Genomic DNA, 20,672 nt, shown 5'->3' with positions numbered 1-20,672 from the left:
GGAACGCCCCAGCCGACCCCGACGGGCCGTCGAAACCCGGCCGCTACGCTGCTCGCATGACCGCCCTTGGGTCCTTCAGCTCGGCGGTCGCCCGTTGGCACGCCGACGAACGATCGGTGGGCTCACCCCTCAACGGCGGCGAGATCGTCTCCCTACGCCGTACCAGGGTATTCGGTGCGACCGGAACCGTCCTCATGGCGATCGGCGCGCTGGGCGCCGGCGCCCGGCCCGTCGTCCAGGACCCCACCTTCGGCGTCCGTCTGCTCAACCTGCCCTCGCGCATCCAGACCGTGTCGCTGACCATGACCACCACCGGCGCGGTGATGATGGCGCTGGCCTGGCTGATGCTGGGCCGATTCGCCCTCGGACCGCACCGGATGTCGCGCAGCCAACTCGATCGCACGCTGCTGCTGTGGCTGCTGCCGCTGCTGATCGCCCCGCCGATGTACAGCAAGGATGTCTACTCCTACCTGGCGCAGAGCCAGATCGCCCGGCTCGGGCTCGACCCGTATCTGGTCGGTCCGGCCCCGGGGCTCGGCCTGGATCACGTGTTCACCCTGTCGGTGCCCAGCCTGTGGCGCGAGACCCCGGCCCCCTACGGTCCGTTGTTCCTGTGGATCGGCGAGGGCATCTCGGTGCTCACCGGCGACAACATCGTCGCCGCCGTGCTGTGCCACCGCCTGGTGGTACTCGTCGGGGTCGGACTCATCGTCTGGGCCACGCCGCGACTGGCGCAGCGATGCGGTGTGCACGAGGTGAGCGCGCTGTGGCTGGGCCCGTGTAACCCGCTTTTGTTCATGCATCTGGTGGCCGGTATCCACAACGAGGCACTGATGCTCGGACTGATGCTGGCGGGCACCGAGTTCGCACTGCGCGGTATCGACGGTGTCCGCAACGGACAATGGCGGATGCCACCTCGAGCGACCGCGATGCTGGTCGCCGGCACCGTGCTGGTCACGATGTCCTCACAGGTCAAGCTGCCCTCCCTGCTGGCCATGGGGTTCATCGTGATGGCGCTGGCGTGGCGCTGGGGCGGGACCCTCAGAGCGTTGCTGGCCGCCGGCTTCTCGCTGGGCGCGCTGTCGCTGGCGGTGATGGCGGTGATCGGCTGGGCCAGTGGTCTCGGCTTCGGCTGGTTGTTCACCCTGGGCACCGCGAACGTGGTGCGGTCCTGGATGTCGCCACCCACCCTGATCGCGCTGGGCACCGGGCAGGTCGGCATCCTGCTCGGCCTCGGCGACCACACCACCTCGGTGCTGGGCCTCACCCGTGGCATCGGTGTGATCATCATCGCAATCCTGGTGACCTGGCTGCTGCTGGCGGTGTTCCGCGGCCGCCTGCACCCCGTCGGCGGCCTCGGTGTCGCACTCGGTGCGACGGTGCTGCTGTTTCCGGTGGTCCAGCCCTGGTATCTGCTGTGGGCCATCATCCCGTTGGCGACCTGGGCCACCCGGCCCGGATTCCGCGGCTCCGCCATCGCGATGACGCTGGTGGTGGGCATATTCGGCCCGACCGCCAACGGCGACCGGTTCGCCCTGTTCCAGATCGTCGACGCCACCCTGGCCAGCGCGGTGATCGTGCTGCTGCTGATCGCGATCACCTACCGCCGGCTGCCGTGGCGCGGGCTGCCCGATCCGGGCCCCGATGACCGCCGACCCGGACCGGAGCCACCGGCCCCCAGACCCGACGCTTACGCTGAATCTCCGTGACCACCGGTTCTGAGCCCGTCGTGCAGCTGCGCGGCGTCAGCAAGCGCTACGGAGCGACGATCGCGGTGAACAACCTCGACCTCGAGGTGCACCGCGCCGAGGTATTCGCGTTACTGGGGCCCAACGGCGCGGGCAAGACCACCACCATCGAGATGTGTGAGGGATTCCTGCGCCCCGACTCGGGCAGCATCGAGATCCTCGGCCTCGACCCGACCACCGAGAACGCCAAACTGCGTGAACGCATCGGCGTGATGCTGCAGGGTGGCGGCGGCTACCCCGCGGCCCGGGCCGGCGAGATGCTCAACCTGGTGGCCGCCTACGCCGCCGATCCGCTGGATCCGCAGTGGCTGCTGGACACCCTCGGGCTCGCCGATGCCGCCCGCACCACCTACCGCCGGCTCTCCGGCGGCCAGCAGCAGCGCCTGGCGCTGGCCTGCGCAGTCGTCGGCCGCCCGGAGCTGGTGTTCCTGGACGAGCCGACGGCCGGCATGGACGCGCACGCCCGGATCGTGGTGTGGGAGCTGATCGATGCACTGCGCCGCGACGGCGTGACCGTCGTGCTGACCACCCACCAACTCACCGAGGCCGAAGAGCTGGCCGACCGGCTGGTCATCATCGACCACGGCGCGACGGTGGCCGCGGGCACACCTGCCGAGCTCATGCGCAACGGCGCAGAGAACCAGCTGCGTTTCACCGCACCTCCGAAACTCGATCTCTCGCTGCTGATCTCGGCGCTGCCGGAGAACTACCGGGCCACCGAGGCCACCGCCGGCGAATACCTGGTGGAGGGGCACATCGATCCGCAGGTGCTGGCCACGGTGACGGCGTGGTGCGCCCGGGTGAACGTGTTGGCCACCGACATGCGCGTCGAACAGCGCAGCCTGGAACAAGTCTTCCTCGATCTGACCGGCCGGGAGTTGAGATCGTGACCAATCGTTTCGCCGCGGGCACCTTCTCCCCCGACCCGCGCCCGGCCGGGGTGCGCCAGATGCTGATCGCGCAGTTCGGCCTGGAACTGCGCCTGTTGCTGCGCAACGGTGAGCAGCTGCTGCTCACCATGTTCATCCCGATCACCCTGCTGATCGGGCTCACCCTGCTGCCGCTCGGCGAGTTCGGCGACAACCGGGCCGCCACCTTCACTCCCGCGATCATGGCGCTCGCCGTCATCTCGACGGCCTTCACCGGACAGGCCATCGCGGTGGCCTTCGACCGCCGCTACGGCGCGCTGAAACGGCTCGGCGCCACCGCACTTCCGGTCTGGGGCATCATCGCCGGAAAGTCACTGGCCGTGGTCGCCGTGGTGTTCCTGCAGTCGATCCTGCTGGGCGCCATCGGTATTGCGCTGGGATGGCGCCCCGAGATCGGCGCCCTGGCCCTGGGCGCGGTGGTGATCGCGCTGGGCACCGCGACCTTCGCCGCGCTGGGACTGCTGCTCGGTGGGACGCTGCGCTCGGAGATCGTGCTGGCCCTCGCCAACCTGCTGTGGTTCGTCTTCGCCGCCCTGGGCGCCCTGACGCTCGACGGTGGTCCGGTGCCCGCGGCGCTGCGCTGGGTGGCGCGGCTGACACCGTCGGGCGCGCTGACCGAGTCGCTGACGCAGGCGATGACGCTCTCGGTGGACTGGTTCGGCATCGCGGTGCTGGCGGCCTGGGGTGTGCTCTCGGCGTTGGCGGCGCTGCGCTGGTTCCGCTTCACGTGAGGACGGTGCTCGGGGTCGACGGCTGGACGAACGGCTGGGTCGGCATCGAGCTTCGGGGCGGCCGCTTTGCCGCCGCCCACGTGGACGAGACCCTGCGCGGCCTGACCGCCGCGGTACCCGGTGCGCTGGCCATCGGTGTCGATATCCCGCTGGGCCTGCTGGATTCAGAGGTGCGCGCCTCCGATCGGGCGGCCCAACGCCGTCTCGGTGCCCGGTCGTCGAGCCTATTCGTGATGCCTCCCCGGCCGGTGTTCGACGCGCCCGACCATGCGACCGCCACCGCCGCGGCCAAAGCCTTGACCGGCGCCGGGATCAGCATCCAGACCTGGGGGCTGCGGCGGAAGTTCCTGGAGGCCGAGGCACTTCACCGGGAGACCCGGCTGCCCATGTACGAGGTGCATCCCGAGCTGTCCTTCCACGAGATGGGCCTGCTGGTCACCGACGGCAAGAAGAAGAGCTGGCGTGGCCAGCGGGCCCGGCTCCGAATCCTGGCCGGCCGCGGGATCGACATCCCGGAGGACCTGGGCGGCGCTGTCGCCGCCGTGCCCGCCGATGACGTGCTCGATGCGGCCGCCGCGGCGTGGAGCGCGCACCGCATCGTCACCGGGGCCGCGTTCAGCCTGCCGGATCCGCCGCAGCTCGACGCGCGCGGCCGCCCGCTGGCGATCTGGTGCTGAGAACCCGCCCGACCGGCCCTACTACAAGTTGTAGTTAGCGCTGCTCTACGATCGGGCCGTGGCTGTCGGACGACTTTTCCTGCGACTGGTCGACACGCTGCCGGTGCCCAGTCTGCGCACGCAGCGCATCGTCGCGGCGCTGGTGATCCTGACCCAGGGCGGCATCGCGGTCACCGGAGCCATCGTGCGCGTCACGGCCTCCGGACTCGGCTGCCCCACCTGGCCGCAGTGCTTCCCCGGTAGTTTCACCCCGGTCCCGCACGCCGAGGTCGCGGGCATTCACCAGGCCGTCGAGTTCGGCAACCGGATGCTGACCTTCCTGGTCGTCCTCACCGCGGCGGCCGCGGTCATCGTCGTCACCCGCGCCCGGCGCCGCCCCGAGGTGGTGCGCTACGCCTGGCTGATGCCGGCTTCGACGGTGGCCCAGGCGATCATCGGCGGGATCACGGTGCTCACCGGATTGCTCTGGTGGACCGTGGCCATCCACCTGTTGGTGTCCATGGCGATGGTGTGGCTCGCGGTACTGCTGTACGCCAAGATCGGCGAACCCGACGACGGCGAACCGGTGGCAGTGGTCCCGACGCCGTTGCGGCAGCTGACCGCGCTGGGCGGCGTCGCACTGTCGGCCGTCCTGGTGACCGGCACCATGGTGACCGGCGCCGGCCCGCACGCGGGCGACAAGAGTCTCGAACGTCCGGTGCCGCGCCTGGAGGTCGAGATCACCACGCTGGTGCACATGCACTCGACGCTGCTGATCGCGTACCTCTCCTTGGTGGTGGCGCTCGGGTTCGCACTGTCGGCGGTCCGCGCGCCACGGCCCGTGATGACCCGCCTGGGGGTTCTGGTCGTGCTGGTCGTCGCCCAGGGCGCGCTCGGCGCGGTCCAGTTCTTCACCGGCGTCCCCGAGGCGCTGGTGGCGATGCACGTCGCCGGTGCGGGCGCGGCCACCGCGGCCACCGCGGCGCTGTGGGCGTCGATGCGAAAGCGCAACACCAGCACGGTGTGATTGTTGTGATTAATTCACATCCTTGACCTAGGCTGTCGGCATGACGCCCGGTTTGAACGCGCATGCTCGACGAGCAGCGATCGCCGCCCGGATCCACACCGACCGTGAGGTCGACTTCGCCACGCTGGCCGATGAATTCGACGTGTCCGAGATGACCATCCGCCGCGATATCGAGCGACTCGAGGAGCAGGGCGTGGCCCGCCGGGTGCTCGGCGGCGCTATCGCGTTCGGCGGCAAGTCGACCGAGCCGTCCTTCGATGCGCGTGCCGCCGACTCCGCCGATGAGAAGCTGCACATCGCCCACGCGGTGGCCGACCTGCTGACCCCGCGCGAGACCGTCATCCTGGACAGCGGCAGCACGGTTCTGGCGGTCGCCAGGGCCGTCAAGGGCCGGGATCTGGGACTGACCGTGATCACCCCCAGCGTGTTGGTCGCCATCGAACTCGCCGACGAACCGGACACCACGATCCTGCTGACCGGCGGCAAGGTCCGCCCCGGCGAGCTGAGCCTGATCGGTGCCGAGGCCGAGGATTTCTACCTGCGCTACAACTGCGACACCTACGTGATGGGCATCGCCGGGGTGGACGGGAAGCGCGGCGCCTCGGAGTACCACCGGGAAGAGGGCAACGTGAAGCAGGCCGCCATGCGGGCGGCCGACCGGGTGATCGTGGCCGCCGATGCCTCCAAGCTGGGCCGGGTGCAGTTGATCAATGTGGCACCGGTATCGGCGATCTCGATTCTGGTCACCGACGGGCCGCCGACCCATCCGGCGGTCGACGCACTGCGTTCGGCGGGCGTGTCGGTGGTGTGCGTCAACGCAGATCGGTCAGAGCGCGAACGTGCGCCGCGCGAGCAGTCACTGCCAGCGCGCTGAGACCCCGGCGCTCTGCGAGCGGGTCACCACCGCACCCGCCTCCTCGGCGATGAGTGCGCCCGCCGCCCAGTCGTGCACCGCGAGATCGTCCTCGTAGAAGGCGTCCAGGCTGCGCTGCGCCACCAGGCAGAGATCCAGCGCGGCCGCCCCGAACCGGCGCATATCGGTGTATCCGGCCATCACCGTGCCGAGTTCGCGCAGCTGCCTGCGCCGGTGGCCGGGATCGTAGGACAGCCCGGTACCCACCAATCGGACCGAGGACTCCATCAGCACCAGCGGCAGGCGCTCCTCCTCCCCCGAACCCGAATCGATATGGGCACCAAGGTCTTTGGCAGCGCTCCAGGTCACCCCGAGGGCCGGCGCGCACACCGCGGCGGCCAGCCAGCTGCCGTCCGACGTCGACCGGGCGGCCACCGAGGTGCCGAAGTGCGGGAGACGCCGGATGTAGTTCGTGGTGCCGTCGAGCGGGTCGACGACCCACTGCACCGGACCTGCGCCGGTGTGCTCGGGCAACTCCTCGCCGAGCACACCGTCATCGGGCCGGGCGCCCAGCAGCAGGTCCCGCACCGCCTCCTCGGCGGCACGGTCCACCGCCGTCACCACGTCGCCGGCGGCACTCTTGGTCGCGATGTGCACCGTTTCGCCCCAGTGCCGCAGGCACACCTCGGCGCCGCGACGGGCCGCCTGGATCGCCAGCAGGCGCAACTCCTGGCTCACAGCGACTTTCGGAATTCCTTCACCGCGTCCATCAGTTCCGCGGCCCGGGAGGCCACCGCGCGGTTCTCGAACACCCCGTCCTTCTTGAAGTAGGTGCCCACGACCGCGCCGTCGGCGATGGACAGCTGTTCGGCCGCATTGTGTGCGCGCACACCGGTATTCACAAAAACCGGTACCGCGCCGGCGTTGTCCTTGACCACCCGCAGCGCCTGGGTGTCGGTGGACGCCCCCGCGGTCAGACCGGACACGCAGATGGCATCGGGCTTGGTCGCGAAGACCGTGGTGGCGGTGACCGAGGCCAGATCACGGTCGGCGAGGTAGACCGCCGACTCCGGGACGATGTTGAACAGCAGCTTCACCCCGGCGCCTCCGACCCGGTGGCGGTGCCGCGCCACCTCGCCCACGTTGGTGTCCCACAGGCCGAAATCGCTGGCGTAGACGCCGGTGAAGATCTCCCGCACCCACTGGGCGCCGGTGGCCACCGCCAGGTCGATCGAGGCGCGACCGTCCCACAGCACGTTCACGCCGTAGGGCACCGTGAAATCGGACAGCAGCTCACCGATCACCCGGGCCATGGTGATGGCGGTGATCGGTTCGGTCTTGGTCAGATACGGCAGGCTGAACTCGTTGGAGACCATGACACCGTCGACGCCGCCCTCCTGCAGGGCGGCCAGTTCTTCCTTCGCGCGATCGACGACCGCCTGAATACCCGCAGCCGAGTCGAAACCGGGATCACCCGGCAGCGCCGCCAGATGCAGCATGGCGATCACGGGCTTCTGCACGGCAAATACGTCATCGAGCCAACTGGTCATGGGGGCGCCTCTCCGCGTGGTCTGGGATTTCAGAGCTGTGCTGGGTTAACCGTATGTTACTAAATCACAGTAATCCAGGGATTTCTCGTGAGTTGTCGTGACTGTTGCACAAGTCTTGTGAGAATATAACAGAGTCAGTATTGTGGTCCCACCGCAACAAATGCAGGGCGGACATCGACCGAAGGGATGGCATGCCGGAGTTCACCATCGGCATTGATATCGGCACCACCGGTACCAAGACCGTGCTCGTCGATATCGGCCGAGCCCGCATCGTCGCCCAGGCCACCCACGACGCCCAGTTGTTCTCCGCTGCCCCCGGCCACGCAGAGGCCGACCCGACCCAATGGCTACACAATGTGCATGCCGGGATCCGCGACGTGCTGGCCACCTCCGGCGTCACCCCCGACCGAATCGGCGCACTGTCCACCACCGGCATGGTCCCGGCCGTCGTAGCGGTGGACGGCAGCGGCGCACCCGTCCGGCGCGCACTGCTCCAGAACGATGCCCGCGCCACCGCCGAGATCACCGAGCTTGCGCACGCACTCGACGGCGAGACCGTACTGCGCGCAACCGGTTCCGCGGTCACCCAACAGTCGGTGGGCCCGACCGCGCTGTGGTTGCAACGCCACGAACCCGACAATTGGAGCCGCACGGCACATCTGGTCGGCTCCTACGACTGGGTGCTGATGGCGCTCGGTGCACCCGCGCATGTCGAACTGAACTGGGCGCTGGAATCCGGTCTGGGCACCGTCGACGGCGAACGCTTCGAGCCGATGTACAGCGCGGCCGGCCTGTCCCCGGAACTGGTGCCCGCCGTGCTCGCCCCCGGCAGCCTGGCCGGTGAGCTGAGCGTCGCGGCCGCCGAGGCCACCGGACTGAGGCCCGGCCTGCCGCTGATCGTCGGCGGCGCGGACCATGTGCTCTCCGCGTACGCCGCGGGCATCAATGCCGAGGGCGACTGGCTGGTGAAACTCGGTGGCGCCGGCGACATCCTGGCCGCCGCCGATCAACCCGTCATCGATGCCCGGCTCTACCTCGACGCCCACCCGGTGCCCGGGCGGTGGCTGCCCAACGGCTGCATGGCCACCAGCGGCAGCCTGATCCGCTGGTTCCAGACCCTGTCCGGTGGCATCGACCTGGTGGCCCTCGACGATGAGGCCGACACCCGCAACCCAGGCGAGATCCTCTGCCTGCCCTACTTTCTCGGCGAGAAGAGCCCACTGCACGATCCCGATCTACGCGGCGCGTTCGTCGGCCTCGACCTCGCCCACAACCGCGCCGACATGTACCGGTCGGTGCTGGAGGCGATCGCCTACGGTTTCCGACATCACACCGAGGTGTTCGCCTCCATGGGGGTGCCACTGCACCGGGCACTGGTCACCAACGGCGGTAGCCGTTCGGTGCTGTGGAAGCAGATCCTGGCCGACGTGCTGGACACCCCGCTCTCCCCGATCGTCGGTCACCCGGGGGCCTCGCTGGGCGCCGCGGTGATCGCCGCGGTCGGCACCGGGCTGCTGGACGGCTGGGACAGCACCGCGATGTTCCAGACCGTCGGCGAACCCGTCATCCCCGACCCGAGGCACGTCGACCGGTATGCCGAGGCCTACGCCCAGTGGCGTGAACTCGGTGACGTGCTGACCCCCATCTCCCACCGCATCGCCCGAAAGGCCCGGCCATGACCTCCCCCGACACCACCGCCAACACCCAGACCGCCGTCGTCACCGGCGCGGGATCGGGTATCGGCCGGGCGATCGCCACCACCCTCGCCCAGCGGGGCTGGCGGGTCATCGTCTCCGACATCGACGCCGAGGCCGCCGAACAAACCCGCGACGCTCTGAGCGGAACCGGGCACGAGGCAGCCCAGCTCGACGTCACCGACGCCGCCGGATCGGCGCGCCTGGCCGACGATGTGGCCGACCGGGTGGGCCTGCACGCCTGGGTCAGCAACGCCGGCATCTCGGCGATGGCCCGCTTCGTCGACGTGTCCACCGACCAGCTGGACCGCAGCCTCGACATCAACCTCAAGGGTGTCTTCCTGTGTGGCCAGGCCGCGGCGCGGGCGATGATCCGCACCGGGGTGCGCGGCACCATCGTCAACACCGCGTCCATGGCGGCCAAGCAGGGCCGGGTGCCGTTCCTGGCGGACTATGTGGCCTCCAAGTTCGGTGTCCTCGGCCTCACTCAGGCCATGGCCTTCGAGCTTGCCCCCCAGGGCATCACGGTCAACAGCGTGTGCCCCGGCTTCGTCGCCACCCCGATGCAGTCCCGCGAGCTGGAGTGGGAGGCGCTGCTCACCGGCTCCACTCCCGACGGTGTGCGTAAGTCCTGGGTCGAGGCCACCCCCCTGGGGCGGCTGCAGACCCCCGACGACGTCGCCCGCGCGGTGGCGTTCCTGGTCTCCGAGGATGCCCGGTTCATCACCGGAGAAGCACTGTCGGTCAACGGCGGTGCCTACATGGATTGAGGCCACCCACCCCCGCACACGCCCGATCCACCAGGACAAAGAGAAGAGGACCATGAAAATCCCAACCTTGCGCTGGTTGCCAGCGATCATCGCCGCCACCAGCCTGACCCTGGCCGGCTGCGCGGGCAGCGGCGGCTCCGGCGAGCAGAGCTCGTCGGGTCTGGGTGAGATCCCCACCGACACCAACGCCACGGTGCGGGTGCTGATGGAGAACGTGCCCGATACCGATATCGTGAAAGGCCTTGTCGGGCAGTTCAATCAGAAGTATCCCGATATCAAGGTCGAGATCGAGACCATGACCTTCGACCAGATGCGTGACCGCCTGGTGTCCTCGTTCCAGGCCTCGCAGCCCGCCTACGACCTCATCGTGGTGGACAACCCGTGGATGGACGACTTCGCCGACGCCGGCTTCCTGGAGCCGCTCAACGACCGGATCGCCGCGACCCCGGATTACCAGCCCGACGGTTTCTTCGACTCGCTGACGGCCATCACCGATGTCGAGGGCACCACCTACGGTGTGCCGTTCTACAACTACGCCCTCGGCTACATCTACAACACCGGCGATCTCACCTCCGCCGGGCAGAGCGTCCCCACTGATCTGGACGCCCTGGTGGCCACCTCGCAGCGGCTCAAGACCGCCGACCGCGCGGGCATCGCGATGCAGCCGCAGCGCGGCTACAAGATCTTCGAGGAGTGGGCCAACTGGCTGTTCGCCGCCGGCGGCTCGATCTACGGTGAGGACGGCAAGCCCTCGCTGGACACCCCCGAAGCCGCCCGGGCCCTGGACGCCTATATCGAGACCTACAAGACCGCGGCCCCGGCCAACAGCCTGTCCTGGGGTTTCGATGAGGCGTTCCGCTCCGTCTCCAGCGGTATGTCCGCATCGATGATCGGCTACAACTGGAACCTGCCCGCGCTCAACGACCCCGAAGGCGCGTCGGCAGAACGTGCCGGGCAGTTCGCCCTCGCTCCCATCCCCGGCGGCAAATCCGCGCTGGGACTGTGGAGCTGGGCCATCCCCGCCAACTCCGGGGCGGCCGATGCCGCCTGGGCGTTCGCCTCCTGGGTGACCTCACCCGCGATCGACGCCGAGCGGGTCGCCGACGGTGGTGCCGTGATCCGGCAGGGTTCGCTGACCGACCCGAAGGTGCTCGCCGACGGGTACGGTGCCGACTACTACAAGACGGTCGGCGAGATCCTGGCCGACGCGGCACCGCTCACCCAGGGCAAGGGCGGCGAGGAGATGATCCAGGCGGTCGGCACCGAGCTCAACGATGCCGCCGCGGGGAACAAGAGCGTCGCCGACGCACTGCGCGATGCGCAGGCAGCTGCGGAGCGGATCCAGCAGTGACCGTAGGGAATCCGGCGGCCACCACAGCGGAGGTGTCCTAGATGAAGTTCAAGTACGGCATGCTCACTCCGCTGCTCGCCCTGTTCGCCGTGGCCGTCGGATTCCCGCTCTGTTATGCGGCGTATCTGTCAGTGACCGACTACAAGCTGACCGATCGCGCCCAACCCGATTTCGTGGGCACTGCCAATTTCACCGGCGCCCTGACCAATCCGGCGTTCTGGGAGGCGTTTGCGACCACCGCCATGTATGTCGTGATCGCGGTCAGTCTGGAGCTGGTTCTCGGCTTCGCGCTCGCGCTGGCCCTGCACCAGCAGCGCTGGGCCAAAGATCTGTCCCGTGCAATCGTGCTCGCGCCCATGTTCATCACCCCGATCGCGGTCGGGCTGATCTTCCGCTTCCTGCTCAACGATCAGATCGGCGCGGTGCCGGCGTTGCTGCACGCGGTGGGCGCCGATTACGACTTCTTCGGTGCCGGGAAGGCGTTGCTGACGCTGGCCTTCATCGATGTCTGGCAGTGGACGCCGTTCATGGTGCTGCTGATCCTGGCCGGCCTGGAGTCGATGCCCAAACAACCCATGGAGGCGGCCCGGGTCGACGGGGCCGGTCCGGTCTACCGGTTGCGCCGGGTGCTGATCCCGATGCTCGCGCCGGTGCTCACCGTCGCGGTGCTGCTGCGCGGGCTGGACGCCCTGCGGGTCTTCGAGTACATCTATGCCACCACCCGCGGCGGCCCGGGCACCGAAACCCAGACGCTGCAGTACTTCATGTACCTCGAAGGCATCCAGTTCTTCCGGCTCGCACAGGCCAGCGCCATGGCCTTCATCGTGCTGGCCCTCGTCCTGGTGGTCATCGTGGCGGCGTTCCGTGCGATGGAACGCAACCGCGCCGCCGAGCGGAGCAGCGCCCGATGAACAAGTTGCGCCCGCTCGAGGTCCTGCGCCTCGCAGTGCTCACCGCGGCGTTCATCTTCGTCCTGTTCCCCATCGTCTGGGTGGCCTTGGCGAGTTTCAAGACACCCCAACAGATGTCGGAACCGTTCCTGTTCGCCTTCGCTCCCAGCCTGGCGAACTGGCAGGCCGTGTTCGAGTCCGGGGTGTTCGCCGCCGCCGGCCGCAGCGCACTGGTCGGCATCATCACCGTCGCGATCAGCCTCGTCGTCGGCAGCATGGGCGCCTACGTGATCGCCAAGTACCGGGCCGGCGGATCGCTGACCCGATTCGGAATGCTTGCCGCCCAGGTGGTCCCGCCGGCGGTGATGGTGTTCCCGTTCCTGACCATGGCGCAGGCGCTGCGGATGACCGACACCCTGGCACCGGTGATCTTCGCGCACCTGTCCTTCGTGCTGCCACTGGTCACCTGGTTCCTGATCGGCTTCTTCGAGGCGGTACCCGCCTCGCTGGAGGAGCAGGCCCGGGTGGACGGATTCACCCGCTGGCAGGCGTTCCGGATGGTGGTGCTCCCACAGGTGTACCCGGGTATCGGAGCCGCGGGCATCTTCGGGTTCACGTTGTCCTGGAACGACCTGTTCTATGGGCTGATCCTGGCGCCGGGCAACGCGGCGATCCTGCCGGTGGCGATCGCGAACTTCAACACCTTCCGGGGTGTGCAGATCGGCACCATGAGTGCGGCGATCATGATCGCGATCATCCCGGTCGTCATCGCCAGCTTCTTCATCCAGCGACGCTTGGTCCAAGGGATCAGCGGCGGCGCGGTCAAGTACTAGACAAGCGAGGTTGTACAGGCATGGCATCGGTGACTTTTTCCAAGGTCGGCAAATCGTTCGGCTCGACCAGCGTGGTGTCGGACCTGGATCTGGAACTCACGGACGGCAGCATGACCGTGCTGGTCGGACCGTCGGGCTGCGGTAAGACCACATCGCTGCGCATGCTGGCCGGGCTCGAAGAGGTCAGCGCCGGCACCATCCGGATCGGCGATCGCGATGTGACAGCGCTGGAACCCAAGGACCGCGACATCGCGATGGTCTTCCAGAACTACGCGCTCTACCCGCATCTGTCGGTGCGCGAGAACATCGCCTTCCCGTTGCGGGCCAAGAAGATTCCTCGCGCGGAGGCACTCCGGCGGGCCGACGAGATCGCCGAGTCACTGGGCTTGGGCGCGCTGGTCGAACGCAAGCCCAAGGATCTTTCCGGCGGCCAGCAGCAGCGGGTGGCGATCGGGCGGGCCATCATCCGCGAACCCGCGGTGTTCCTGTTCGACGAACCGCTGAGCAACCTGGACGCCAAGCTGCGCGTCGAGACCCGCACCGAACTGCTGCGGCTGCAACGCAGGTTGGGCATCACCTCGCTCTACGTCACCCACGATCAGGAAGAGGCGATGACCCTGTCGGACCGGATCGTGGTGATGCGCGAGGGCCGGATCGCCCAGGCCGGCCCGCCCGCAGAGGTCTACCGGCGACCGGCCGACACCTTCGTGGCCACGTTCGTCGGCAGCCCGAAGATGAATCTGATCGACGGCGCCGTCACCGGCGGTGAACTACGCACCGCATCCGGCGTCCGGATCGCGGTGGGCGGCCCGGATGCGGCGGCGGTGACGATCGGGGTGCGCGCCGACGACCTGATGCTCACCCCGTCCGCGGACGGGGCCACGGTGGTGGAGCTCGTCGAGCTGCTCGGGCCGCGGGCCATCATCACGGTCCGGTCGGCCGATCAGCAGCTGACCAGCGTCGTGGAGGCCTCGGCGCTGACCGACATCACCGTCGGCGCCACGGTCGAGCTGTCGGCCCGTGACGTGCACCGCTTCGATGTGCAGACCGGGGTGCGGCTCGGCGATCCCGCCTGACAGTCCTCAGGAGTCCTCGATGTCGGTGAGCCTGCTCGGGGCCGCCTGCCGCCAGGAGTCCAGCAGAATGTCGTGCAGCTCGGCGAGGTCTTCCACCGCGTCGAGCCGGACCCGCACCCACGCCGAGGGCGCTTCGTGTGGCGGCACCCAGAACTTGCGCGGCTCGGCGGCGATCAGCTCCTCGCGATCAAATCGTGGGCAGCGCACCGCAAATGACGTCTGATCGTCGGGCACGGTGAGGAACATCTTGCCCGCCACGTCAAATGTCGGATGCCCCCAGCGCTCCTTCTCCCTGGTCTCGGGTAACGACAGCGCGATGCGCTGGACATCATCAGCATCGAACACCGGGATCACGCCCCGCGGTGTGACAGTGGGCCCAGCCCCAGGCGGGTCAGGGCCGCCTCCACCCCGAGCGCGTAATCGCGTTCGGCGCGCCGCTTCTCGGTCGCGACGAGCTGGCGGAAACCCAGCGACGGTTCGACGAGTTCGAGTTCCAGCAGCCGCGGGTCGCGGGCTCCGCCGATGACGTCGACGCGGGCGTAGAGCAGATCGCGTGCGGGGATGCCGAACCGTGTCGTCGCAGAGGCGACCGCGGCGTGGCCGACCTCCCACACCTCGTCGGCGGGATCGGCGGCGCCGAGTTTCTCCGCGGCGAACGTCCCGGTCTGCTCGAACTGCGGTCCGCGCCCGGCCGGCGGCAGGATCGGGCCCTTGGTGAAGGCGTGTGAGGGCCGGCCGTTGAGAAATACCAGCGCCGTCTCCCCGCCGGAGATCCGCCGGTCATAGGGCTGCACCAGCACGGCGCGGCCCTTGGCCTGTAACGCCTCGGCGTGGGCCACCGCCGAGCGGGGGTCGACGAAGCGTTGCGCGCCCACCGACCCGGCGCCGACGGCGGGTTTGACCACCACTTCGCCCTCGGGTGCCGGCACCGTCTCGCCGACCGCGTAGTAGCGGGTGGGGACGATCGGCAGACCGTCCTTCGCCAGGTCCAGCAGATAGTGCTTGTCGGTGCTCCAGGCCACCATCTCCGGCGGATTCAGCAGGTTGCGCACCGCCCGGGTCCAGGTCAGGAATTCGTCGAGGCGCTCGCTGTAGTCCCAGGTGGCGCGCAAGATCACCAGGTCGGCGTCCAGGGTGGCCGGGTCGTCCCAGGATTTCCAGCTGACCGGCAGGCCGCGCGCACGCAGGGCCTCGACCAGGCCGTCGTCATCGCTGTCGCCTTCGGGAAGTGCCGCGCAACTGGCGAACACGATGCGGGGATGGAACACGTCGGGACGGGCCAGCTTCACATATGGATGATAGAGATATGCATGCCATCGAAGTTGCCCAGACCGGCGGACCCGAGGTCCTGAACTACGTCGAGAAGGATGCGCCGTCGCCCGGCCCCGGCCAGGTGCTCATCAAGGCAGAGGCGATCGGCGTCAACTTCATCGACACCTATTTCCGCTCGGGACAGTATCCGCGCGAGCTCCCGTTCGTCTCGGGCAGCGAGGTGTGCGGCACGGTCGCCGCGGTGGGTGAGGATGTCGCGGCCCTGGCCGTCGGGGACCGGGTGGTCACCGCCAACGCCGTCGGCGCCTACGCCGATTTCTCCGTCGCACCAGCCGATTACGTCGCGTACGTGCCCGACGCCGTGGCCCCGGATGCGGTGGCATCGGCCTTGCTGAAGGGGATGACGGCGCACTACCTGCTGAAATCCGTGTACGCCGTGCAGTCCAATGACACGATCCTGGTGCATGCCGGCGCCGGCGGTGTGGGTCTGATCCTGACCCAGTGGGCCACCAGCCTGGGGACCAGGGTGATCACCACCGCGTCGACCCCGGAGAAGGCCGAACTGTCCCGGCAGGCCGGTGCGGTCGAGGTGCTGGAGTACCCGGAGGACGCCGAGGAGTTCGGCGCCACCGTCAAGAGGCTGAGCAACGGCGGAGTCGCCGCGGTGTACGACGGGGTGGGCGCCTCCACCTTCGAGGCCAGCCTGGCCAGCCTTGCGGTGCGCGGCACGCTGGCCCTGTTCGGTGCCGCGAGCGGGCCGGTGCCCGCATTCGATCCGCAGCGGCTCAATACCGCCGGTTCGGTGTTCCTGACCCGGCCCAGCCTGGGCGCCTACACCCGCACCGCCGATGAGTTCGCCTGGCGGGCAGGCGAAGTGATCAACGCCATCGCCGACGGTTCCATCACCATCACGGTCAGTGAGCGTTACCCGCTGGCCGAGGCCGCGCGGGCGCACACCGATCTGCAGGGTCGCCGGACCGTCGGTTCGGTGGTGCTGGTGCCTTAACGGCGCAACCGCACCAGCCGGTACAGACCGAACAGCACGGCGAGCCCGACGATCGCGGCGCCGACCCAGGGCAACAACAGACCGACGAGCAGCAGCAGGTTGGACCCGGTGTCGACCAGGGCGTCCCAGCCGCGTTCCATCTGGCCGAGGAAACCCCGGTACTCATCGGGTGCGGGACCGCCGGTCTCCCCGGCGACCAGATCGACGGTGATGGTGCTGTAGCTGATCTGCTCCCCCAGTGCCGCGCGTTGGGCGCGCAAGCTGTCCAGGTCGGCCTGCCGCTGGGACAGCGCGCTCTCCGCCTCGATGAGGGCCGACGGGTCGCGGGCGTCGCGCATGATCGCCAGCAGGCGGTCCACCGAGGTCTGCAGTGCCTTGATGCGGGCGTCCAGGTCGACCCGCTGACTGGTCACGTCCTCGGTCTGCATGTCCAGTGACTGGACGGTGCCCAGTCCTTTCAGGCCGTCCATCACACCGTCGAGCTTGTCGGCGGGCACCCGAAGGGTGAGGGTGATCCGGGCCGGATCCAGCGCCGATCCGCCGTACTCGGTACGGCTGTCGATGCGTCCGCCGGCGTCGCCGGCTTGTGCAGATGCCCGGTCCGCCGCGTCCCCCGGGTTGTCCGCGGTGATGGAGATGGTGGCCGTCTTGACAACATCGCGTTGCACTTCGGGCGGCGCCTTCGGCGCGTCCTGAGGCGCCGGGCCGGTGAGCGGCATGGTCTCCGAGACGGAGCCCCCGCCTCCGGCCTTGAAATCCTCAGCTGTCCCCGGCGGGCCGGGCGGAGATCCGGCCGAGCATGCCGCGAGGGCGAACAACACGAAGAGGCCCGCCATGGCCCGGAACAGCCACCCGATGATCATGAAATCACATAGTAGGGAGTCGGGCCCGGTTCGGAGTCAATCCTGTTCGCCCACGGAACGCGTGTCCGTCGACCGCGAGCATTGAACGTTGGGCGTCGATTCGGTGAACTGTTGGCATGCAGTGCTTTTCGGAGAGGTTGCGATCAGCGGCCCCTGGCGCCGCCCCGCACGCAGCGGGCCCGGATCTGCTTAGAATCTCGTCCGTGCGATGGCGTAGCGGTGTGGGTGTCGCATGTGCGGTGGGCTTGGCAAGCGTGACCACCGGCCTATCTGCGGCCGGGGCCGAGCCCGTGAGCATGCGCCCGCAGAGTTACGACAAGACCTCGCGCGATGGCTGGCATCTGAACATCCGCATCGACAACGAGGTCGTGAACTCGGTACCGAACCTGGCCAATGCCAACGATTCCCGAGAGGGCTTTGTCACTGCCTCGGCGACCGCGACAGCCGTCGGCGGATCCAGTCCGATCACCGACAGCATCTTCATCGTGGGCTACCAGCTCGGTTGCCAGTCCGACGTGTCGGCGGGGCTGCAGTACGGCGGCACCGCCGGTGTGGCACCACAGGGCTCGGTGGGATTCGACGGCGCAACACCGAGCGCATCCGCCGGCGGAACGGGCGGCCTGGCCGGGTTCGTGCAGACCGTCCTGCAACCGGGCGTGATCGTCGATCTTCCGCTGTCCAACATGTCGCTGAGCAGCGGCGGTGTCGCGATGCTGGACATCGACAACATCCACATCAAGGCGGACGCCTGTGGCGGCGATGTCACCGTCCGCTCCTACGCATACCTGCGCGTCTCGACCGACGCTGCGCACACGCAGTTCGCCGTCTACGGTGACCCGATCAAGATCTGACATGCGGCGTATCGGAGCGGGCTTGCTGATCGGGTCGATCTCGGCTGTTCTGGTCGCACCCACCGCCGGCGCCGACCCCATTCCGCTACCGGACCCGCCCCCCTATCTTCCCGGTGCCCCGCTGGCCGAACCCGGCAGCTTCGACTATCCCTACAACGTCATCGCCGTCGGCCCGCCGGCCGCCACCGATTCCCGTGGCACCTGTATCGGATCCACTGTCGACGCACCCTCACAGGCGACGGGTCTGCCCGGTAGCAGGCTGGGAAACGGCGAGCAGGCCCCGGGGCCGCTGGTCACATCAAATACCCGGTACGGGATCTCGGCGGGACTGGAGTTGCCGGGGCCCGCGAATCCGGGAATCGACGCCCGAGCCGGGGGCGCGGCAGTCCCCTCTGGCGAGAATCCGGATGGACACCCTCCGGTGGTGCTCCCGGCGGCGGAGGCGGCGGCACCGACCGGCGACCTGCCGGGCTACCCGCCACCGCTGGTGGAGTTGCCGGGCAACCCGCACACCAGCGCAGACGGCCCCTAGACCGGCCGGGCTGCCGGGAAAACCCACGACCCGTCCAGGATCTCCGGCCGCGGCCGGTACAACCGCACGATGTAGTTCCAGCCCTCGGTGATCGGCAGCAGATTGGGTCCCTGCTCACCACCGAACTGGACGATGGTGCGCCCGTCTGACTCGGTGGCCGCGGTGATGTTGTTCACCGAGTAGGCGTTCTGCGGGTTCGGCGTGAAGTAGCCGCTCTGGTCATAGACGGTGATCGACCAGAAGCCGTCGACCGGGACATCGTCGACGATGAGCCTGTGCACGGTGGTGCCGTCGTTCGCGGGCGGGACGACCGAGAGGTAGAACGCGTCGCGCTCGGGGTTTCCGCCCCACGCGTAGGCCGTCCCGATCAGATGGCGCACCGGATCGACCTCCGATTTCTGCCCGAAGGTGCGCAAGCTGTCGGGCACCGTCGTCGACAGCGTGATCAACGCATCGCGCACCGTCTTCTGGCTGGCGGGATCCCAGTCCGGCACTGCGAAGGTGCCCGGCCCACCGGGCTGGGAGACGGTGATGGCGTCCTGCAGCGCGTGCACCGCGGCCACATCGGCGGCATCATCGGGATCGACCAGGGTGCGGAAGGCCGTGGCGATGTAGCGGGTCCCGGCGTCTTCGCGGGTGATGGTCAGCTCGGCCGGCGCGTACACCACGGCGGGCACGTAGTGGTCCTCGGTGATGACCTGCAGGGACATGAACCGCCCGGCGCTGTCGGGCAGCGTGATCGTCACCGGACCGGCATCCAGATCGAACACCCCCACCGAGTAGAGCGTGTCGCGGTTCTGCCGGATCACCAGCTGTTGATCGACGGGGCTCAGCTCGCGGAAGTGCCGCACGGCGCCAAGGTTGCCGTCCTTGACGATATTTCCGAAGTACAGGTCGGACTCTGCGCGCCCGAATTCATCGGGGCTGACATGCACGCTCATGCACAGACCGTAGTGGTCAGAACAGCTGCGGCAGCGCCAATGCGGAATCCACGGCGAGTGCACAGAACACCACGGCCAGGTAGTTGTTGGACTGCAGGAACAGCCGCAGCGGTTTCACCGGCTCCCCACGCTTCACCCCCGCATACAGCTGATGCGCCATCACCAGGAACCAGACACCGGCCAGCAATGCGACCGCCGCATACAGCCAGCCGGTGGCCAGCGCGAGGCTCAACGTGGTGAGCACCGTCAGCCAGGTGTAGATCAGGATCTGGCGGGTGACCTGGCGTTCGGTGGCGACCACGGGCAGCATCGGCACCCCGGCGGCTTTGTAGTCTTCCTTGTACCGCATGGCCAGTGCCCAGGTGTGCGGCGGCGTCCAGAAGAAGATGATCAGGAACATCACCAGCGCCGGCCACTGGATCGTGCCGGTCACCGCCGACCAGCCGATCATCACCGGCATACACCCGGCTGCACCGCCCCACACCACGTTCTGCGAGGTCCGGCGCTTGAGCAGCAGGGTGTAGATGAACACATAGAAGGCGATCGTCGCCAGCGCCAGCACCCCGGAGAGCAGGTTGGTGCGCCACCACAGCCACGCGAAGGATCCCGCTGTCAGCACCAGCCCGAAGATCAGTGCATGCCGCGTCGGCACCGACGCCTTGGCCAGCGGCCGCAGCGCGGTGCGTTTCATCACCTTGTCGATATCGGCGTCGGCCACACAGTTCAGCGTGTTGGCACCAGCTGCGGCCATCATGCCGCCGATCAGGGTGTTCAGGATGAGCAGCGGGTCAACGGTGCCGCGATCGGCCAGCAACATGGCCGGGATCGTCGTCACCAGAAGCAGCTCGATCACGCGCGGCTTCGTCAACGCAAGGTACGAAAGGACCGTGGTTCGTATCCGATTCGGTGCGCCACTGACCGGCCGGCGCTCGCGAATGCTCACGCAAATAACTCCTCGGGCGACGGTCACGCGGGCTTCTACTACAGACGATGGTAGACCGCACCGCGGTCGGCCCCGCACCGCAGGGTGCGTTCTCCAGTTTGGTCTGCGTTAACAGACACCAAACCTGCCCCAACCGGTCTGCGGTGGATGACTCCG

The 20,672-nt window shown here is 68.5% G+C and carries 22 protein-coding genes; 15 read left to right on the top strand and 7 right to left on the bottom strand.

Translation table 11 applies throughout. From position 1 onward, the window contains the following. The first annotated feature begins 56 nt into the window (after window positions 1–56). From mptB to ASE48_RS00830, 6 genes are read left to right on the top strand one after another with little or no spacing between them, the layout of a single operon-like run. On the top strand, window positions 57–1,709 hold the full coding sequence (gene mptB / locus ASE48_RS00855; protein ID WP_057165112.1) for a polyprenol phosphomannose-dependent alpha 1,6 mannosyltransferase MptB: 1,653 nt from the start codon (window positions 57–59) through the stop codon (window positions 1,707–1,709). Then, window positions 1,706–2,638, top strand: a complete 933-nt coding sequence (locus ASE48_RS00850; protein ID WP_057165111.1) for an ABC transporter ATP-binding protein — start codon at window positions 1,706–1,708, stop codon at window positions 2,636–2,638. Before mptB ends, ASE48_RS00850 begins: the two co-directional genes overlap by 4 nt. Continuing rightward, window positions 2,632–3,408: an ABC transporter permease gene (locus tag ASE48_RS00845; RefSeq protein WP_200962044.1), complete on the top strand. Its 777-nt coding sequence runs from the start codon at window positions 2,632–2,634 to the stop codon at window positions 3,406–3,408. The genes ASE48_RS00850 and ASE48_RS00845 overlap by 7 nt, the downstream gene beginning before the upstream one ends. Further along, window positions 3,405–4,085 (top strand): DUF429 domain-containing protein, encoded by a 681-nt coding sequence (locus ASE48_RS00840; protein WP_082613923.1) that lies wholly within the window; start codon window positions 3,405–3,407, stop codon window positions 4,083–4,085. The genes ASE48_RS00845 and ASE48_RS00840 overlap by 4 nt, the downstream gene beginning before the upstream one ends. Before the next feature lie 58 nt (window positions 4,086–4,143). Beyond that, entirely contained in the window at window positions 4,144–5,091 is a 948-nt protein-coding gene (locus ASE48_RS00835; protein ID WP_057165109.1) for a COX15/CtaA family protein, read from the top strand. 40 nt (window positions 5,092–5,131) lie between these two features. Further along, window positions 5,132–5,965 (top strand): DeoR/GlpR family DNA-binding transcription regulator, encoded by an 834-nt coding sequence (locus tag ASE48_RS00830; protein WP_057165108.1) that lies wholly within the window; start codon window positions 5,132–5,134, stop codon window positions 5,963–5,965. On the opposite strand, the gene ASE48_RS00825 is transcribed toward ASE48_RS00830, so the two are convergent. Then, window positions 5,948–6,682 carry an inositol monophosphatase family protein gene (locus ASE48_RS00825; protein ID WP_057165107.1) on the bottom strand — a complete coding sequence of 245 codons (735 nt, stop codon included), beginning with the start codon at window positions 6,680–6,682 and terminating at the stop codon, window positions 5,948–5,950. The two genes, ASE48_RS00830 and ASE48_RS00825, sit on opposite strands and share 18 nt — an antisense overlap. After that, window positions 6,679–7,494, bottom strand: a complete 816-nt coding sequence (locus ASE48_RS00820) for a BtpA/SgcQ family protein (protein ID WP_057165106.1) — start codon at window positions 7,492–7,494, stop codon at window positions 6,679–6,681. The genes ASE48_RS00825 and ASE48_RS00820 overlap by 4 nt, the downstream gene beginning before the upstream one ends. 191 nt (window positions 7,495–7,685) lie before the next feature. Between ASE48_RS00820 and ASE48_RS00815 the strand changes: the two genes are divergently transcribed. Genes ASE48_RS00815 through ASE48_RS00790 form a run of 6 tightly spaced genes read left to right on the top strand, consistent with a single transcriptional unit; the run spans window position 7,686 to window position 14,108 of the window. Further along, on the top strand, window positions 7,686–9,173 hold the full coding sequence (locus ASE48_RS00815; protein ID WP_057165105.1) for an FGGY-family carbohydrate kinase: 1,488 nt from the start codon (window positions 7,686–7,688) through the stop codon (window positions 9,171–9,173). Continuing rightward, complete coding sequence (locus tag ASE48_RS00810; RefSeq protein ID WP_057165104.1) at window positions 9,170–9,958, top strand: SDR family NAD(P)-dependent oxidoreductase; 789 nt, start codon at window positions 9,170–9,172, stop codon at window positions 9,956–9,958. Before ASE48_RS00815 ends, ASE48_RS00810 begins: the two co-directional genes overlap by 4 nt. 52 nt (window positions 9,959–10,010) lie before the next feature. After that, a complete protein-coding gene (locus ASE48_RS00805) occupies window positions 10,011–11,309 on the top strand; it encodes an ABC transporter substrate-binding protein (RefSeq protein ID WP_057165103.1) in 1,299 nt (432 codons plus the stop codon). A gap of 41 nt (window positions 11,310–11,350) precedes the next feature. Beyond that, the gene (locus ASE48_RS00800) at window positions 11,351–12,220 is read left to right on the top strand and encodes a carbohydrate ABC transporter permease (RefSeq protein WP_057165102.1); all 870 of its coding nucleotides are present in this window, start codon (window positions 11,351–11,353) and stop codon (window positions 12,218–12,220) included. Then, complete coding sequence (locus tag ASE48_RS00795) at window positions 12,217–13,032, top strand: carbohydrate ABC transporter permease (RefSeq protein WP_057165101.1); 816 nt, start codon at window positions 12,217–12,219, stop codon at window positions 13,030–13,032. The genes ASE48_RS00800 and ASE48_RS00795 overlap by 4 nt, the downstream gene beginning before the upstream one ends. Window positions 13,033–13,052: 20 nt before the next feature. Next, window positions 13,053–14,108 (top strand): ABC transporter ATP-binding protein, encoded by a 1,056-nt coding sequence (locus tag ASE48_RS00790; RefSeq protein ID WP_057165100.1) that lies wholly within the window; start codon window positions 13,053–13,055, stop codon window positions 14,106–14,108. Between the two features lie 6 nt (window positions 14,109–14,114). Here the strand turns inward: ASE48_RS00790 and ASE48_RS00785 are convergent, their stop codons facing one another. Together ASE48_RS00785 and ASE48_RS00780 are read right to left on the bottom strand one after the other, a co-directional pair. Then, window positions 14,115–14,453 (bottom strand): MmcQ/YjbR family DNA-binding protein, encoded by a 339-nt coding sequence (locus ASE48_RS00785; RefSeq protein WP_057165554.1) that lies wholly within the window; start codon window positions 14,451–14,453, stop codon window positions 14,115–14,117. A gap of 5 nt (window positions 14,454–14,458) precedes the next feature. After that, entirely contained in the window at window positions 14,459–15,397 is a 939-nt protein-coding gene (locus ASE48_RS00780; RefSeq protein WP_057165099.1) for an ATP-grasp domain-containing protein, read from the bottom strand. A 17-nt stretch (window positions 15,398–15,414) separates the two neighbouring features. On the opposite strand from ASE48_RS00780, the gene ASE48_RS00775 reads away from it, so the two are divergent. Next, a complete protein-coding gene (locus tag ASE48_RS00775) occupies window positions 15,415–16,386 on the top strand; it encodes a quinone oxidoreductase family protein (protein WP_057165098.1) in 972 nt (323 codons plus the stop codon). Here ASE48_RS00775 and ASE48_RS00770 read toward each other — a convergent pair. Then, on the bottom strand, window positions 16,383–17,249 hold the full coding sequence (locus ASE48_RS00770) for a DUF4349 domain-containing protein (RefSeq protein ID WP_082613922.1): 867 nt from the start codon (window positions 17,247–17,249) through the stop codon (window positions 16,383–16,385). The genes ASE48_RS00775 and ASE48_RS00770 overlap by 4 nt on opposite strands. A 296-nt stretch (window positions 17,250–17,545) precedes the next feature. Between ASE48_RS00770 and ASE48_RS00765 the strand changes: the two genes are divergently transcribed. Both ASE48_RS00765 and ASE48_RS00760 read left to right on the top strand, forming a co-directional pair. Continuing rightward, the gene (locus tag ASE48_RS00765) at window positions 17,546–18,100 is read left to right on the top strand and encodes an MspA family porin (protein WP_156409016.1); all 555 of its coding nucleotides are present in this window, start codon (window positions 17,546–17,548) and stop codon (window positions 18,098–18,100) included. 1 nt (window position 18,101) lies between these two features. Then, window positions 18,102–18,632 carry a hypothetical protein gene (locus ASE48_RS00760; protein WP_057165096.1) on the top strand — a complete coding sequence of 177 codons (531 nt, stop codon included), beginning with the start codon at window positions 18,102–18,104 and terminating at the stop codon, window positions 18,630–18,632. Here ASE48_RS00760 and ASE48_RS00755 read toward each other — a convergent pair. Both ASE48_RS00755 and ASE48_RS00750 read right to left on the bottom strand, forming a co-directional pair. Beyond that, the gene (locus ASE48_RS00755) at window positions 18,629–19,573 is read right to left on the bottom strand and encodes a DUF1254 domain-containing protein (RefSeq protein ID WP_057165095.1); all 945 of its coding nucleotides are present in this window, start codon (window positions 19,571–19,573) and stop codon (window positions 18,629–18,631) included. The genes ASE48_RS00760 and ASE48_RS00755 overlap by 4 nt on opposite strands. 16 nt (window positions 19,574–19,589) lie before the next feature. Beyond that, entirely contained in the window at window positions 19,590–20,516 is a 927-nt protein-coding gene (locus tag ASE48_RS00750; protein ID WP_057165094.1) for a heme o synthase, read from the bottom strand. Window positions 20,517–20,672 lie beyond the last annotated feature (156 nt).

The organism is Mycobacterium sp. Root265 (assembly GCF_001428895.1).
In the GTDB taxonomy this organism is placed as follows: Bacteria; Actinomycetota; Actinomycetes; order Mycobacteriales; family Mycobacteriaceae; genus Mycobacterium.
This window is presented reverse-complemented; position numbering and strand designations above follow the sequence as displayed.